The 15014-nt window shown below is 68.5% G+C and carries 18 protein-coding genes; 8 read left to right on the plus strand and 10 right to left on the minus strand.

Annotated elements, in window-relative coordinates; genetic code table 11:
* The first annotated feature begins 1 nt into the window (after position 1).
* Positions 2-892 (plus strand): carbohydrate ABC transporter permease, encoded by an 891-nt coding sequence (locus KLK06_RS18165; protein ID WP_214636647.1) that lies wholly within the window; start codon positions 2-4, stop codon positions 890-892.
* A gap of 3 nt (positions 893-895) precedes the next feature.
* Here the strand turns inward: KLK06_RS18165 and KLK06_RS18170 are convergent, their stop codons facing one another.
* Positions 896-1816: an NmrA family NAD(P)-binding protein gene (locus KLK06_RS18170; protein ID WP_214636648.1), complete on the minus strand. Its 921-nt coding sequence runs from the start codon at positions 1814-1816 to the stop codon at positions 896-898.
* Between the two features lie 92 nt (positions 1817-1908).
* Between KLK06_RS18170 and KLK06_RS18175 the strand changes: the two genes are divergently transcribed.
* A complete protein-coding gene (locus tag KLK06_RS18175) occupies positions 1909-2508 on the plus strand; it encodes a TetR/AcrR family transcriptional regulator (protein WP_308168313.1) in 600 nt (199 codons plus the stop codon).
* Positions 2509-2825: 317 nt separating this feature from the next.
* Entirely contained in the window at positions 2826-3152 is a 327-nt protein-coding gene (locus KLK06_RS18180) for an STAS domain-containing protein (RefSeq protein ID WP_214636650.1), read from the plus strand.
* A 51-nt stretch (positions 3153-3203) separates the two neighbouring features.
* Here KLK06_RS18180 and KLK06_RS18185 read toward each other — a convergent pair whose 3' ends face one another.
* From KLK06_RS18185 to KLK06_RS18200, 4 genes are all read right to left on the minus strand, one after another.
* Positions 3204-3845 carry a hypothetical protein gene (locus KLK06_RS18185; RefSeq protein ID WP_214636651.1) on the minus strand — a complete coding sequence of 214 codons (642 nt, stop codon included), beginning with the start codon at positions 3843-3845 and terminating at the stop codon, positions 3204-3206.
* 67 nt (positions 3846-3912) lie between these two features.
* A complete protein-coding gene (locus KLK06_RS18190; RefSeq protein WP_214636652.1) occupies positions 3913-4722 on the minus strand; it encodes a maleylpyruvate isomerase family mycothiol-dependent enzyme in 810 nt (269 codons plus the stop codon).
* Positions 4723-4810: 88 nt separating this feature from the next.
* On the minus strand, positions 4811-5407 hold the full coding sequence (locus KLK06_RS18195; protein ID WP_214636653.1) for a TetR/AcrR family transcriptional regulator: 597 nt from the start codon (positions 5405-5407) through the stop codon (positions 4811-4813).
* A 43-nt stretch (positions 5408-5450) separates the two neighbouring features.
* Positions 5451-6722, minus strand: coding sequence for a cytochrome P450 (locus KLK06_RS18200; protein WP_250905560.1), 1272 nt, complete (start codon positions 6720-6722; stop codon positions 5451-5453).
* A 112-nt stretch (positions 6723-6834) separates the two neighbouring features.
* On the opposite strand from KLK06_RS18200, the gene KLK06_RS18205 reads away from it, so the two are divergent.
* A complete protein-coding gene (locus tag KLK06_RS18205; RefSeq protein WP_214636654.1) occupies positions 6835-7020 on the plus strand; it encodes a hypothetical protein in 186 nt (61 codons plus the stop codon).
* A gap of 39 nt (positions 7021-7059) precedes the next feature.
* Here KLK06_RS18205 and KLK06_RS18210 read toward each other — a convergent pair whose 3' ends face one another.
* The 4 genes from KLK06_RS18210 to KLK06_RS18225 all read right to left on the minus strand — a co-directional run bounded on the left by KLK06_RS18210 (position 7060) and on the right by KLK06_RS18225 (position 10366).
* Positions 7060-8118, minus strand: coding sequence for a serine protease (locus KLK06_RS18210; RefSeq protein WP_214636655.1), 1059 nt, complete (start codon positions 8116-8118; stop codon positions 7060-7062).
* A 519-nt stretch (positions 8119-8637) separates the two neighbouring features.
* Positions 8638-9108: a hypothetical protein gene (locus KLK06_RS18215; RefSeq protein ID WP_214636656.1), complete on the minus strand. Its 471-nt coding sequence runs from the start codon at positions 9106-9108 to the stop codon at positions 8638-8640.
* A gap of 262 nt (positions 9109-9370) precedes the next feature.
* Positions 9371-9802, minus strand: coding sequence for a cupin domain-containing protein (locus KLK06_RS18220; RefSeq protein ID WP_214636657.1), 432 nt, complete (start codon positions 9800-9802; stop codon positions 9371-9373).
* A gap of 9 nt (positions 9803-9811) precedes the next feature.
* Complete coding sequence (locus KLK06_RS18225) at positions 9812-10366, minus strand: EF-hand domain-containing protein (RefSeq protein WP_214636658.1); 555 nt, start codon at positions 10364-10366, stop codon at positions 9812-9814.
* A gap of 185 nt (positions 10367-10551) precedes the next feature.
* On the opposite strand from KLK06_RS18225, the gene KLK06_RS18230 reads away from it, so the two are divergent.
* Positions 10552-11772 carry a cytochrome P450 gene (locus KLK06_RS18230; RefSeq protein ID WP_214636659.1) on the plus strand — a complete coding sequence of 407 codons (1221 nt, stop codon included), beginning with the start codon at positions 10552-10554 and terminating at the stop codon, positions 11770-11772.
* 14 nt (positions 11773-11786) lie between these two features.
* Positions 11787-11981, plus strand: coding sequence for a ferredoxin (locus tag KLK06_RS18235; RefSeq protein WP_214636660.1), 195 nt, complete (start codon positions 11787-11789; stop codon positions 11979-11981).
* A 2-nt stretch (positions 11982-11983) separates the two neighbouring features.
* Here the strand turns inward: KLK06_RS18235 and KLK06_RS18240 are convergent, their stop codons facing one another.
* Positions 11984-12640 (minus strand): helix-turn-helix domain-containing protein, encoded by a 657-nt coding sequence (locus KLK06_RS18240; protein ID WP_308168314.1) that lies wholly within the window; start codon positions 12638-12640, stop codon positions 11984-11986.
* A 199-nt stretch (positions 12641-12839) separates the two neighbouring features.
* Between KLK06_RS18240 and KLK06_RS18245 the strand changes: the two genes are divergently transcribed.
* Positions 12840-14294, plus strand: coding sequence for an MFS transporter (locus KLK06_RS18245; RefSeq protein WP_214636662.1), 1455 nt, complete (start codon positions 12840-12842; stop codon positions 14292-14294).
* A gap of 42 nt (positions 14295-14336) precedes the next feature.
* Positions 14337-15011: a TetR/AcrR family transcriptional regulator gene (locus KLK06_RS18250; RefSeq protein ID WP_214636663.1), complete on the plus strand. Its 675-nt coding sequence runs from the start codon at positions 14337-14339 to the stop codon at positions 15009-15011.
* Positions 15012-15014 lie beyond the last annotated feature (3 nt).

A 15014-nucleotide genomic window follows, 5' to 3' on the forward strand; every position in this document is an offset into this window, starting at 1 on the left:
CATGGGGACGACCCTGACGACACGCCCTGCGCGGACCCGCGCCCAGCAGCCCCGGCACGAACGCCGCGTGGTCGCCCGTCACTGGAACTGGCTGGGCGGCGTGAGCGGGTGGCTCTGGCTGGTGATCGTGGTGGTGCCCATCTACTGGATCGTCATCACCAGCTTCAAGACACAGAGCAACTACTACGCGACGAACCCGCTGGTGCCGCCGGGGGAGCCGACCCTGGCCAGCTACCGGATGGTCATCGAGTCCGACTTCGTGCAGTACTTCGTCAACAGCCTCATCGTCACCATCGGCGCGGTGGTCCCCGCGGTCACCGTCTCCTTCATGGCGGCCTTCGCGATCGTGCGGGGCGGCTCCGGCCGGTTCCTGCGGTCGGTGAACTCCCTGTTCCTCATGGGTTTGGCCATCCCCCTGCAGGCGACGGTCATCCCGATCTACCTGATCATCATCCGGCTGCACCTCTATGACACCCTGCTGGCGATGATCCTGCCGTCGATAGCCTTCGCGATCCCGCTGTCGGTGCTGGTCCTGTCCAACTTCATCCGCGACGTCCCCAAGGAGTTGTTCGAGTCGATGCGGCTGGACGGCGCCACCGAGTGGGGGACACTCTGGCGCTTGGCGTTCCCTCTGTCCCGGCCAGCCGTGGTGACGGTGACGATCTACAACGCGCTGACGATCTGGAACAACTTCCTGCTGCCGCTGATCCTCACGCAGAGCCCGGACAAGCGGACCCTGCCGCTGGCTCTGTGGTCCTTCCAAGGCCAGTACAGCATCAACGTGCCGGCGGTGCTCGCCTCGGTCGTCCTCACCACCCTGCCGATCCTGACCTTGTACGTGGTGGGCCGCCGCCAGCTCCTCAGCGGCCTGATGGCAGGGTTCGGCAAGTGACGATCACTTTTGTCCGGCGCGCGGCGCGTCGAGGAACGCCGCGATCCGCGCCGCGCCGGTCCGGGCGAGCCAGGTGCGGAAGTCCATCAGCCCGGGGTGCAGCCGGCGGGCGAGGGAGATGTCGGCTCGGTAGCCGCGTTCGTTGAGCCACTCGTAGGCGTACGCGAAATCCTCGCCGGCCTGCCGGATCATCTCGAGCGGGAGCTGAACGTTCGGCAGGGGCCGCCCGATCGCCTCGGCGATGGCCGCGGCGATCTCGATCGGGGTCAGTTCGTCACCGGCCAGGTCGATCGTGCGGCCGATCCACTCCCGCGGCCCGGCGAAGGCCCGCGCGGTGAACCCGGCGAGGTCGTCCACGGCGATGATCTGCTGCCGGACGCCGGGGTCGAACGCGGTCGCCAAGGTGCCGTCGTGCAGGTGGTATCCGCCGGTGTAGTTCTCCATGAAGGAGACCGGCCGCAGGATCGTCGCGGGCAGGCCGAGCTGGTGGATGTGCTGTTCGATGCGCCATTTGCTTACCACGTTCAGCGGCAGGACCTCGCTGTCGTGACGGCCCGCGCCGGCGACCGAGGTGAAGACGGTGTGCCGGACGCCGGCGGCGTGCGCGGCTTCGGCGACGTTGACGCCCCAGCGGACCTCGTCCTCCGCGGTGAAGCCCGGCGCGGTGCCGGGGGAGCCGACGGTGGGCTGGACGCTGAACACGCCGTAGGCGCCCTCGGCTGCCGCGATCAAGGTGGCGACGTCCTCCATGTCGCCGGGTACGGTCCGCGCGCCGGCCGCCGCCAGGGCCCGGGCCGGTGCGGCGTCCGGGTCCCGAGTCAGCGCCCGGATCCGCCAGCCGTCGGCGAGCAGCCGTTTCGTCACAGCGCGGCCCTGCAGGCCGGTCGCCCCCACCACCAGGATGGTCTTGCCTGTCGTGTCCACGATCTCTCCTCACGCTGAAACGGGGTGGTCCTCCGGTTCTGTGGCGTTACAATATGGAGGACCACCCCATTTGGCAACCGCTGGAGGAACCTGTGTCCCAAGCCGGCACCGGGCGGTCGCCCCGCGCTGACGCGCGCCGCAACCGCGACCGGATCCTCGCCGCGGCCGGAGCCGCCTTCGCCCAGTACGGGGCCGAGGCCTCCCTGGAGGAGATCGCCCGGCGCGCCGGGGTCGGCTCGGCCACCTTGCACCGGCACTTTTCCTCGCGCCAGGCGCTGTTGGAGGCCGTCTTCCGGGACCGGGTGGCCGGCCTCTGCGCGAAGGCGCGCGACCTGGCCGCCGCCCAGGACCCCGGGCCCGCGCTGGTCGCCTGGCTCCGTGCCGTCGCCGCGCACGCCACCGCCAACCGGGGGCTGGCGGCGTCACTGATCCGCGGCGCCCGCGAAGGTGACCCGACCTGGGGTGCCACCTGTCACACCATGATCGTGAACGCCGGCGACGAACTCCTCGTGAGCGCTCGCCGGGCAGGCGCCGTACGCCCCGGCATCGCCATCGCCGATCTCCTCAAACTCGTCAACGCCATCTCCCTGGCCGTCGAAGGGGAACCCGACGGCACGGCCGAGGCGGACCGGCTGCTCGCCCTCGCCATTGACGGCGTGTGCCTCCCGAAAGGTGAGCCTCAGGACCTCTGATTCCGGATACCGGACTTGAAGTGCGGTAAACTGGGGTGACCGAGGACATCTCGTGCGTTGGCACTCGGGTCAGCGTCGCCCACGGCGATCGACCATTCGCGGGTTTCTTTCGAGGCCTGGATAGGCCCGGCCACCATGACGCCAACGCTTCTCGCTCGGCTCACACCGCTGAGCGCCGCCGCTTTCGCGCTTCCCACGATCGAGTGCGCGGACCGGCTCAACCTGGATCCCCTACCCGATCGTCGAGCCGCCGTGGATGGAACGTGGTGCCGCCCCGCCCTACTGGATGCCACAGCGACAACCAAGGGGAGAACATCATGACCATCACCCACACCATCCCGCTTCCCAGGGCCGCCCGAACATCGGCCGAGACCACGGTCCACCTGGCCGGCGAGATCGACATCTTCACCAGCAAGGCGCTGCGCCAGAGCCTGATGGCCGCTCTGCTGACGAGCACGAGCACGCTCGTCATCGACCTGTCGGAGGTGTCGTTCTGCGACACCGTCGGACTGGGCATCCTGGTCGGCATCCAGCACCGCGCCCGGGCGCAGGGCGTCACGCTCGTCCTGGCCGGGCCCCGGCCGTACATGACCAGCCTCCTGCACGTGTCCGGCCTGGATCGCAGCCTGCCGGTCGCGCTGTAACCGATACGCGCAGGGGGCCACCGAGGTCGGTGGCCCCCTCCCCCCGGGGTGTCAGTCGGCGAGGTAGCTGAGCGACTGGACGTCGTACCCCCGATTGACCGAGCCCTTGAGGTGCATCAGCATGGCGCCGCCATCGTAGGAATAGGCGCAGGAATAGCCCTTCGTCTCCTTCGTGCAGCCCTGGAAGTAGTACGTCACGCCCTTGGGGTCGTACTTGGTGCGGAAGAGCCTGGTGACCACCTTCCGGGTGGCGACCTCGAGGCCGAGGCTGCGGTCACCCTTCTGCCACGCCGTGAACAGGTGCTTGGCGACCACCGCCGGCTTGGTCACGTGGCGCGACTGGTAGACCGTGGTCACCTTCGACCCGGAGACGATCATGAGCAGGCCGTTGAGCCCGCCCGGTACTCGGACGCTGGTGTGGATGAACCGGCACGTGTTGCCCACACAGCCCGCGAACTCGTCGGGCGCGCGATAGGCGTAAGAGAAGATCGACTTGACCGCCGAAGGCGTGGCCACCTTGGCGGCCGCCGCGCGGTCGCGCCGCAGCCACGCGTGGAGCAACGCGTTGGACACCTTCGCCGGAGTGGCGGCCGGGGCCGCCGCCTTCGTGTTCGCGCTCGCCGGTGAGGATGTGACCAGCAGCGCGGCGACCGCGGTCGCCGCGCCCGTACCGAATAACCATCGTCGTGACATACCGGCGACGCTAACGACACCCGCTTGCACGGAGGTTGACGCCCGCTTGGTGGTAGAGGGTGGGCGTTCAGCCGAACGCGACCCGCTCCAGGAAGAAGTCGAAGAGCTGCGTGTCGCCGATGATCTTGATTCGCCCGCTGTGGGCGGGCTGCCTCCGGTAGATGGTGAGCAGCAGGTCGGTCAGCGGTCCCCGTACGACGACGGCGGTCTCCTCGTGCGCCCGGCGCCACGCGATCACGTCGCCGGTGAGGTCGACCACCCACGCGGCCGCCGTGTCGTCGGCGTCGAAGCGCAGCGTACGGCCGGGACCGAGCAGCTCGCGATGCTGCGGATGCAGATCGAGGACCTCCGGCAGCGAACCGAGCTCCATCCACTCGTCGATGGCGTCGAGAGCCACCTCGGCGTCGACGGCGAACCGCCCGCCCGCGGCCAGGGTCGCGTCGGCCCGGTGCAGGATCGTCTCGTGCGTCATCCGGCGGGCGTAGAACAGCGGGTTGCGCAAGCCCTGGAAGATCGGGGTCCACACCCGCACGTCGGGCCCGGCCGCGCGCAGCGTGTCGGCCAGTCGCCCGGCGCCGTCGGCCAGCCAGGCGTCCAGGGCGGCCGGGTTCTCGGCTCCGTTCCAGGAGACGTCGCGGACCTCCTCGTCGGAGGGCGGCTCGGTGGCCCGCGACCGTACGATCGTCTCGATCCAGCGGTGGGCGCCGCCCAGGTGCCGGACGAGCTGGCCGATGTTCCAGCCTGGACAGGTGGGCACCGGGGCGGTCAGGTCGGCGCCCTGGAGCGCGGACCTCATCAGGTCGGTCTGCATGAGGATCTCGGCGCAGTAGCGGTCGAAACCGAAAGCGGTCCGCCCGGCCGCGTTCAGGTGGTTCATCTGTCCTCCGGATAGGAAGGGCCATCGCAAGAGTGTCGAGGGGACAGACTCCGGCGGGCGCGAAAAGTCATCGCGTACCGGGCCGCTCCTAGCCTTCACGGGTCGGTTGCGGAGCGAGCCAGTGGCGGGTGAGGTCGCGGACGGCTTGGCGCCATGGCTGGGGTTGATCACCGGAGGCGATCGCGTCGCCGGCGCTGTGCAGGATGGCGAACAGGAAGGTGGCCGCGATCTCGGGGGATACGGGACGGAAGACGCCCTCTGCCATGCCGCGGCTCAGCGCCCTCGCTATGGCGGTGATGATGTCGAGGCGGTCGTCGATGGGGGCGCCGGAGGCCGTGTGAAAGATGGCGTGGTGCAGGCCGCCGGGCTGGGCGATGGCGTCGATGGCGGCATCGCATTCGGCGTCGACGGTGGCCCACCAGTCGATCGGGTCGGTGCTTTCGGCGAGTTGGCGGAACCGGTCCACATAGTTCTGCAAGACCCGGTCCCGGACGGCGACCAGCATCTCTTCCCAGGAGGAGAAGTAGACGTAGAAGGTGCCCTTGGCCGAACCCGCTTCTGCCGTCACGGCCTGGACCCAGTTGGTCACTTCCTGGCCGGACTCCAGGAGCCGGATGGCCGCGTCGATCAGCTCGCCGCGCCTGGCCTCGGGGGAAAGACGCCGACGACTCCTGGAAGTGACCACGGCGACAGGCTAACCGAACGTGCGGGGCAAGTCAGACTGCTTCTCAGTCACCACGACGTCGGCTCGCGCTGGTGTGGGCGATGCGTAGCTCGCTGACGCCGCGCAGGTTGAGGTGCTCGCGGTACGGCGGCGGATCGGCGATGAGTTCGGGGTCCTGGACGCGTCGGGCGAATCCGGCCAGAGCCAGGCGGCCTTCGAGCCTGGCCAGCGGGGCGCCGAGGCAGAAGTGCGGGCCGAAACCGAAGGCCAGGTGACGCACCTGGGTGCGGTGCGGGTCGAAGCTGTCCGGGTCTGGGTTTGCTCCCGGGTCCCGCTGGGCTGCGGCCAGCAGGAGGATGATCATGCTGAGTTTGGGGACGTCCACCTCTCCGATGCGCATGTCCTCGGCGGCTATGCGGGCGGTGAGCTGGACAGGCGGGTCATAGCGCAGAACCTCCTCGACGACCGCGGGGGCCAGGTTCGGATCGGCGCCGAGTGCGGCGAGGTGGCGGGGGTGCCGTAGGAGGGCCAGCACGCCGTTGGCGATGAGGTTGACCGTCGTTTCGTGGCCGGCCACCAGCAGCAGCACGATCGTGGAGACGAGTTCGTCGTGGCTGAGCGCGTCCGCGCCGTCCTTGGCGGCGATGAGGTCGGAGATCAGGTCGTCCTTGCGTGGACTTGTGCGCCGTTCGGCGATGAGCTCGTTGACGTACCTGTGCATTTCGGTCATTCCGGGCACCCACTCCGGCGTCTCGCCATCGGTGCCGGTGGCGTTCGACAGGCCGTCCACCAGGCGGGTGAGTTGGGCGGACCACCGCTGGAACAGCGGCTCGTCCGCCACCGGGACGCCGAGCATGCGGCAGATCACCGCCACCGGCAGCGGGTAGGCGAAGTCGGTGAGCACGTCGAACGTGTCACGTTCTAACGCTCGGTCGAGGAGGTCGTCTACCAACTGGGTGATGGACGGCTCCATCCGGGCGATGGTGCGGGCGGTGAACGCGCTGCTGACCAGCCGCCGCAACCGCGTGTGGTCCGGAGGATCCTGGGAGAGGAACCAGGGCTGGTGCACCGAAGACGGCGCGTCGGGGGGATAGAGGCGGTCTGCCTGGTCGCCGTCGTTGCGCCGCCAGCGCTCCGCGCTGAGTCGCGGGTCCCGGAGCAAAGTCTCGCACTCGCCGTAGCGGGCCACCACCACGGTCGACATCTCCTCGATCCACACCGGGCCGAGGCCGCGGAGATCGGCGTAGATCGGGTACGGGTCGGGTCTCGACGCCGGGTCGAGCAGCTTGCCGATCAGCTGGAAGCCGGACATTTCCCTGTCGTTCGCCTCTGACATCTACGCTCCCTGGGTGCGCGGTTATTGACCTTAGGTCATTAGTAATTGACCTGAGGTCAATATGTCAAGGCGGGACGATCGCCAGGCGCTTCGAGCGACGTACGATGGCGGCATGAGCCGACGAGCAGTCGCGTCGCTGGCGGTCGCCGCCGCGCTGGTGGTGGCGGCGGCGACCATTGTGATCATTCGCGCAGGCGATCCCGGCCGCGCGGCCCCGGGGGTGTGGAACGACCGCTCCACCGAGGACGTCGCGTCCTACTGGAGCACTGAACGCATGCGCGAGGCCAGTCCCGGCTGAGCGAGGAGCCCGCACGGCTCCTCGCCCAGGACTACGGGATCAGCGGACCGAGACGTCGTTGAAGACGTTGATGGCGCCGTCACCGTGGTTCGCCGACTTCGCGACGATGTCGGTGGGGGCGTTGTTGGCGAAGGCGCGGTGGCTGTAGGCACCGATGATGTAGCCCCAGCCCCTGCTCAGCTGCAGGTCCTGCAGCCAGGGGCCGCCGCTGGCGCCGTGGTGCATGTCGCAGTTGATCTTGATGAGGTCGTCGAAGATGCCGACGCGGCTGGTGTTGCCGAAGCAGTACCACAGGTCATTGCCGGTGAAGTCGGTGCGCTGGTAGCCGTCCTGCGGGAAGCCGAAGGTGTTGACGCCGCTCCACGCCTGGCCCTGGTTGAACTTGTAACCCTGCGAGCCCGTCCAGTCCTGCAGGTTGCCATGGGCGGCTTGCGCGTTGAACGCGATGGCGGCGATGTCGTAGTGCAGGTTTCCGCTGTCCTGCCAGCCGACCGTGGTGTTGGCGTACTTCCAGGTCCACCGGCCCCACGGCTCGCTGTTGTTGTCGGCGTCGGGGACGAAGATGAAGTTGCTGAAGTAGTTGCCGGAGCCGCCGCCGCCGGCGTGGATGCAGTGGCCGGCCGTCCACACCGTGCCCCTGTTGCTGGCGTTGATGACGCTGCCGGAGCAGTAGCCACCGGTGCCGTCGTTGCGCGTGTAGTAGATCTTGCCGATGGTGATGGCGGGCATGCTGCCCTGCCGCCCCCAGCGTTCGGCGACCTGGCCGGCCAGCAGGCCGGTCTTCGGGCCGGCCGGCGGGCTGAGCTTCCTCGTGGGCAGCGAGCCCTCGGAAGCCTGGCCCGGCAGGACGTTCTCGACCTGCTCCTGAACCTGCTTGGCGTCCATCACCGGCACCGGCTCCGGCGTGGCCGCCCGCATGCGTTCCTTGGTCCAGAAGTCGAGCAGGCTCTGGGTGCCGGCCTTGTTCGCCACCCCCGTCGCCGGGGCGGACGGCTTCGCCGCCGCGGCGGATGCCTGTGTGGAGACGGTCGCGCTCATCCCCGAGACGGCCAGCAACGTGGCTAAGACGATTGCGGCGTGCCTTGAGCGTGGCTGCATGATCTTCCTTTCTGGAAGCGAATTCGACGAACTTTTACATATTGCGTACGGACCCGCCGGTGGGGAAGAGTAATGTCCTTGATTTTTGCGGGTGAATGAGCCTCGTGCGCGCCACGTGATAGGGAAAGGCGATCGGCAGGGATTGTCGAAGCTTGTCAAGTGAATTTTTGTCGCCATCGCCTTGGCATTGCGGCTGAGCTCTATAGCGAGTGCAGGTCAGGTGTGCCTGAAAGGGACGGTTTCCTGATCGGACAGGGTGCTCATCCGCGGGTTACGGGCGGGAAAACGCCGGGATAAGTCCGGCGCGATAAACGCACGGAGCCGGGCGCGGCGGCGCCGATCTCCACGGCGTTCTGCTCTCGGTGGAATTGCCGCTCGGTGTCGGCTCGGGCGCTGCCGTATGGGGGATAAGAGCCAGCCGCTTATCCCGTACGTATCGGCGCCTCTTTGACCAGCGGGAACGCTGGTGAATTTCGCTGGCTGCCACCCCTGAGACCGCGCAGGGGTGGGGTGCCGGCGTCAGGAGTGGACGGCGCGGATCTCGGTGACGGTGAACTCGTCGACGATGTGCTGGTTCTGTAGCAGGAAGCCGACCATTCCCGCCACCGCCTCCGAGCCCAGAGCGGCGCGTACCTCTCCGCTCAGGAGGTAGACCAGGGGAGTCGACGGCTGGTCGAGCGCGAAGCGGCGGCCATGGCGGTGCACGTCGTGCAGCGCCCTGATCGGGATGGGCCGCGCCGAGGTGAACCACACCGCGACCTCCCACAGCGGCAACGCCGGATCGGCGTCGGCCGAGACCTCGTAGCACGTGACGCACCCGTGCCCGGCGTGCTGCCCGTGCGGGCAGGTCCACTGGGCGATGTCGGCCCGGCTCTGATCGTGGCTGCTCAGGATCGCCGCCTGAGTCACGCGACGGCGCGCCGATCGCGGCGGGTCCTCGGACGAGGGAAAGTAGTCGTTGACGATGATCGGGTCCCTTCGCTCCCACATTCCGATCTATTGAGCCTAGCTCCCCGGTGACGCTCCGAGATGGCCCCGCGCCCGGAGTCGCCCATTGACAAATAAACGCGCACGGCGATCGTCCGCAAGCTCAAGGCTCTGGAAGGGGTGGTCTCGCAACGAAGGGCCCAAGCGGATCACCGTCGAACCCGCCGAGGCGGGTTGGAACGCGCCGCACCAACGGGAGCGCCTGACGGGTCGGCTCTGAGGCGCCCACCCGTCAGGCGTGACCGGCCTTCACCGCATCGGCGTCTCAGTCCGTTGAGAGCGGCCGCCGGCTCTCCAGGTCGGGCAGAAGCACCGTGCTCTCCTGCTCGCGCGGGTCGGTGCGGGCGAGGACGACTTCGGCGGGCTCGCTGTCACTGAGGTTCACGGGCATGTGCGGTGTGCTGGCGGGGATGTAGATGAACTCCCCTTGGCGTGCTTCGAGGTAGTGCTGCAGGTTGTCGCCGTACCAGGCGCCTACGGCGCCTTTGATGACGTAGATGGCGGTCTCGTGATGGTCGTGCTTGTGGGCTCGGCCGCTCCCGGAGGGAGGGATGGTCTGCAGGTGCATGCAGATCTTGCGCGCGCCCACGGTCTCGGCGGAGATGCCGGCGAAGAATTGGAGGTGCTGTTTGCCCTCGTACATCAGGGCGGAACGGATGACGCGGCAGTGGCCGTCCGGCTGCGGGGGGTGCTCCACGTCTTCTCCTCAGAGTCGGCCGAAGATCAGGTTGCCGGGTGCGTTCGGGTCGGTGCTGCGGTAGAAGTCGCGCTGTGCGGCGTGGATCTCGCTGATGTCGAGATGCCCGCTGCCGTCGGTGTCGAGCCGGTCGAACACCTCGCGGCGCTCGTCGTCGGGCAGGGAGGAGATGCCGGGGATGGCGGCGAACTCCTGGTAGGAGACCAGACCGTCGCCGTCGGTGTCGCAGACGGTGAGGACGGACTCGGCGATTCGACCGGCGGTCGCCGCGTAGCCGCTCGTGCGGAACTCCTCGCCGGCGAGGTAGGCGGTGAACTCCGCGCGAGTGAGACGCCCGTCGCTGTCGCTGTCGGCACTGTGGATCAGGGCGTTCCACATGCTCGCGTAGGCGGCCACCACGTCCCGGCCTTTGGCGGAGTCGGCCGGCACGCCGAACGCCGCCAGGAATCTCGTGGCCACGATCTGGAAGTCGTCCCTGGTGAGCACACCGTCGGCGTCGGCGTCGAACAAGGCGAATCGCTTGTCGAATTTCCGGGCGAGAACGTCGGGTACGGCGAAGGTCACGACACTCCTCCATTGGGTGGGTGTATGGGCACTCGCACACTAACACTACTTAAAGTTAGTAACAATCACTCATTGTGATCGACCCTGCCTGGGCTGCTGGAAGGGCAGGCTGTTTCAAGGAGGTTGCCTTAATAAGGCAGGCGACTTAGGGTGAGTCGGGTCAAGTTCCCGAGCTGGAGGACACGATGACTGCTGAGGCGATCCCCGACTTCCCCTTCGATCGGGCCACGGCCCTGGAGCCTCCGACGGAGCTGGCCGAGCTCCGTGAGCAGTGCCCTGTGGCGCATGTGCGGCTGCCCAGCGGGGACACCGCCGCCCTGGTGACCCGATACGACGACGCCAGAGCGGTGATGGCGGACCCGCGCTTCAGCCGCAACCTCGCCAGGGACGGCGCCGCCCGGCTGTCCACCACGAAGGACGGCGGCCTGTTCAGCCGGCGCAAGATGGGCAGCGAGGACATCAGCGAAGGGCAGGGGCACCTGCGGTGGCGGCGGCTGCTCAGCCGCTCGTTCACGGTCCGGCGGATGGAGGTATGGCGTCCCAGGATCCAGGCGATGACCGACGAACTGCTGGACTCCCTCGTGGCCAAGGGTTCCCCGGGGAACCTGTCGGCCGGGCTGGGGCTGCCGCTTCCGGTGCGCGTCATCTGCGCGCTGGTCGGCGCGCCCAGCGAGGATCAGGACAAGTTCGCCCACTGGTCCCGCACCATGCTGACCCTGACGCGTAACACCCAGGAGGAGGTCGACGAGGCGTACCAGGGCTTCAACACGTACGTGTCAGACCTGGTCGACCGGAACCGGGCGAACCCGGGAGACGACCTGCTCAGCGAGCTGACGCAGATCTCCGACAGCGAGGACGGCCGCCTCAGCCAGGCCGAGCTCATCGCCACCGTACGCGGGCTGCTGCTCGCCGGCCATGAGACGACCTCGAACATGATCGCGATCATGGTGGCGATGCTGCTCTCCGAACGGGAGCGCTTCGAGGCGGTCATCGACGACCCCGAGCTGATCCCGGGCACGGTCGAGGAGGTCCTCCGCCTGGACAGCACGCTGTCCGCGATCGGCGGGGTGCCCCGGTTCATCACCGAGGACGTGAACCTGAGCGGAGTGGAGGTGCCCGCGGGGTCGACCTTGATCCCCAACACGCCCGCCGCCAACCGGGACCCACGCAAGTTCCCCGAGCCCGAGCGGTTCGACCCGCGCCGGGAGAACAACCAGCACCTCACCTTCGGCGCTGGACCGCACTTCTGTCTCGGCCAACCCCTGGCCAGGATGGAACTCCAGGTCGTGCTGGGCACCCTGGCCCGGCGGCTGCCGAGCCTGCAACTGCGGGACGCCCCCGGCGACCTTCAGCTGCGTACCGGAGGGATCTCCGGCGGGCTGCAGGACGTCTGGGTCACGTGGTGACCGGGGGATCCGTCATGAAGGTCAGCGTCGATCAGGACCTGTGCTGCGCCAGCGGGTTGTGCGTGATGAAGGCCGACCAGGTCTTCGACCAGCGAGAGGAGGACGGCGTCGTCATCGTGCTGGACGAGGCGCCACCGCTGGACCAACACGAGGCGGTACGCGCCGCCGCCGCGGCGTGTCCTACTTTGGCCATCCAGCTTTCGGAGTGACTTCAGGGCGACTCCGATGTGCTGACCGGGGCCAGCCACAGCCCGGCTATCGCGTCGATCAGCCCGGTCGCGGCGGCGTCCCACGTCGGGTGCGGAGTGACCGTGCCCTCGTGCAGCGCGCGTTCGCGCTCGGCGCACATGTGCACCAGCAGGTGCCGGATCATGTCGCTGCGTTCGCGTCGTACCTGCTCGGGCAGGGCGGGTACGAGCCGGGAGATCCCGTCGAGGGTCTGCCGCAGCGACGGCGACGTGATCGTGTCGTCGGTGACGAGCTGGCGGAGAGCGGGGTCGGTGGTGATCTGGGCGGCGAACCGGGCGTACCAGGTCGGACTGCCCAGGTCGGCGAGGTGGTCGGTGACGGGACGTACGAGGCAGGCGATCCACTCGTGCAGGCCGGACGTCTCGGTGAGCGTCGCGAGCATCTCGGCGCGCCGCCGCTCCATCGGCGCGGTGTGCCGGCGGACGATCGCGAGCACGACGTCGGTCTTCGTGCCGATGTGGTAGCCGACCGCGGAGTTGTTGGCCTGCCCCGCGGCCTCGCTGATCTGCCGGCTGGACACGGCCGCCACGCCGTGCTCGGCGAACAGCCGCTCGGCGGTCGTCAGGAGCAGCTCGCGGGTCTCGCCGCCGCGATCGGGCCTGGTCGTGGTCACTATCACCTTCCCACGGTAGTGGCAGCACCGTAGAGTGACCGCCTCGATTAAGTCAACTGCTTGACTCGATTGAGGCGGTCGCCTTACGGTTATGCTGGCCGCCGCATGATTCCGCAGATCACCGAGTGGACCGCGTGAGCATGGCGAGCAAAGGGGAGTGGTCATAGAGGGCACCCCATACCGCAACGATCAAGACAGGACGTCGATGACGACGGTGGTCCCCGGGACCCAGAAACAGGCGCCAGGCAGCGGTCTGACAGTGGCGGTGCTGGCGTTCGCCGGCATCGTGGTCGCGCTCATGCAGACCCTGGTCATACCGCTGATCCCGCAGCTCCCCACGCTGCTGCACGCCTCCCCATCGAACACCTCGTGGGCCATCACCGCCACCCTGCTGGCCGGCGCCGTGGCCACTCCGGTGTTCGGGGGGCTGGGCGACATGTACGGCAAGCGGCGCATTCTGGTGCTCTGCCTGGGGCTGCTGGTGGTCGGGTCGGTCGTCTGCGCGCTCAGCGACTCGCTGACCCCGATGATCGTGGGCCGGGCCCTGCAGGGCGCGGCGGCCGGTGTCATCCCGCTGGGCATCAGCATCATGCGTGACGAACTACCCGCCGAGAAGCTCGGCTCGGCGATCGGCCTGATGAGCTCCTCGCTGGGTGTGGGCGGCGCGCTGGGTCTGCCCAGTGCCGCGCTCCTCGCGGAGCACATCGGCTGGCACGTGTTGTTCTGGGTCTCGGCCGGGCTCGGCGCCGTGGTCGCCGTCCTGGTGCTGGCCGTGGTGCCGGAGTCGCCGCTTCGCTCCGGTGGCCGGTTCGACGTGCTCGGGGCGGTCGGGTTGTCGGCCGGACTGGTGTGCCTGCTGCTGCCGATCTCCAAGGGCGGCGACTGGGGCTGGACGAGCGGCACCGTCTTGGGGCTGTTCGCCGCCGCCGTGGTCATCCTGCTGCTGTGGGGCCGGTGGGAGCTGCGGTCGCCGCGACCGCTGGTGGACCTGCGGATCACCGTCGGCCGCCGGGTGCTGCTGACGAACCTCGCCTCCGTCATGGCCGGCTTCTCGATGTTCGCGATGTCGCTGGTGCTGCCGCAGGTGCTCGGGATGCCGAAGGCCACGGGATACGGCCTCGGCCAGTCGTTGCTGGTGATCGGCCTGTGCATGGCGCCGGGCGGGCTGGTGATGATGGCCACGGCGCCGTTCGCGGCGCGCCTGTCGGCCGCGCGGGGCCCGAAGGTGTCGCTGATGACGGGCGCTTTGGTGATCGCCATCGGGTACGGCCTGGGCGTCGTGCTCATCGGCGCGGTCTGGCAGATCATCGTGTTCACCTGCGTCATCAGCGCCGGGGTCGGCATCGCGTACGCCGCGATGCCCGCGCTGATCATGTCGGCGGTGCCCGCGTCGGAGACCGGCGCCGCCAACGGGCTGAACGCCCTCATGCGGTCGATCGGCACCTCCACCTCCAGTGCGGTGATCTCGGTCGTGCTGGCCAACATGGTCACCCGCTTCGGTCCCCACGAACTGCCGTCCCTCAACGGCTTCCGGGTCGCCATGCTCATCGGCTGCGGCGCCGCGCTGGCCGCGTTCCTGATCGCCGCGTTCGTCCCTGGTCGGCGCGATGCGGGTAGCCTGGCCACGATGGCGGCTGATGCCGCCTCAAGAGCACGGTGAACTAGAACGAGGTCAGGGAACGGTCATGAAGGTCAGTGCGAGATGACACTCTCCGAGACGGCCGCCACGATCTCTCCCCGCTCCGCGCTCGCCAGGGACAAGCTGATGCACACCGCGGAGCGGCTCTACGCGGAGCACGGGTTCGCGAACGTGTCGATCAGGAAGATCGGCGAGGAGGCGGGCCAGCGCAACAAGTCGGTGGTGCAGTATCACTTCAGCACCCGCGACGAGCTCATCCACGCGATCCTGGCCCGCCACATGGTCGCCATCGAGAAGCACCGCATCTCGATGGTGGCCGCGCTCGGCGAGCCGGACGAGCTGTCCCTCCGGGACTGGATCACCTGCGTCGTCCAGCCGAGCATCGAACACCACATCGACCTGGGCACGCCGTCCTGGTACGGCCGCTTCCTCGCGCAGACCGTGGTGGAGCCGACCCTGCGTGAGTACACGATCCGGGCACAGCTGAACACACCCTCGTTCCGGCGCCTCGAAGAGATCGGTTACCCGTACCGGCCGGACAAGGATCGCGAGCTGGTCGTCCAGCAGGGCGCGATGATCCGGCAGCTCATCGTGCACATGAGCGCCGAGCTGGAAGCCGACCTGGCGAACGGCCGAGCCGACCACACGGCCGCGGAGCGGTCCTGGCGCCGGCTGGGCGACAACCTGATCACGGCCATCCACGGGCTCAGCTCCTCCTTGCTGGGAGAGCGCCGCTAGCCG

The sequence above is a fragment of the Nonomuraea sp. NEAU-A123 genome (assembly GCF_018603905.1).
Lineage (GTDB): Bacteria > Actinomycetota > Actinomycetes > Streptosporangiales > Streptosporangiaceae > Nonomuraea.

Coding starts and splice junctions, on each gene's coding strand:
- KLK06_RS18165 (WP_214636647.1), top strand. CDS start 2: ATGGGGACGACCCTGACGACACGCCCTGCGCGGACCCGCGCCCAGCAG.
- KLK06_RS18180 (WP_214636650.1), top strand. CDS start 2,826: ATGACCATCACCCACACCATCCCGCTTCCCAGGGCCGCCCGAACATCG.
- KLK06_RS18185 (WP_214636651.1), bottom strand. CDS start 3,845: ATGTCACGACGATGGTTATTCGGTACGGGCGCGGCGACCGCGGTCGCC.
- KLK06_RS18190 (WP_214636652.1), bottom strand. CDS start 4,722: ATGAACCACCTGAACGCGGCCGGGCGGACCGCTTTCGGTTTCGACCGC.
- KLK06_RS18200 (WP_250905560.1), bottom strand. CDS start 6,722: ATGTCAGAGGCGAACGACAGGGAAATGTCCGGCTTCCAGCTGATCGGC.
- KLK06_RS18205 (WP_214636654.1), top strand. CDS start 6,835: ATGAGCCGACGAGCAGTCGCGTCGCTGGCGGTCGCCGCCGCGCTGGTG.
- KLK06_RS18210 (WP_214636655.1), bottom strand. CDS start 8,118: ATGCAGCCACGCTCAAGGCACGCCGCAATCGTCTTAGCCACGTTGCTG.
- KLK06_RS18215 (WP_214636656.1), bottom strand. CDS start 9,108: ATGTGGGAGCGAAGGGACCCGATCATCGTCAACGACTACTTTCCCTCG.
- KLK06_RS18230 (WP_214636659.1), top strand. CDS start 10,552: ATGACTGCTGAGGCGATCCCCGACTTCCCCTTCGATCGGGCCACGGCC.
- KLK06_RS18235 (WP_214636660.1), top strand. CDS start 11,787: ATGAAGGTCAGCGTCGATCAGGACCTGTGCTGCGCCAGCGGGTTGTGC.
- KLK06_RS18245 (WP_214636662.1), top strand. CDS start 12,840: ATGACGACGGTGGTCCCCGGGACCCAGAAACAGGCGCCAGGCAGCGGT.
- KLK06_RS18250 (WP_214636663.1), top strand. CDS start 14,337: ATGACACTCTCCGAGACGGCCGCCACGATCTCTCCCCGCTCCGCGCTC.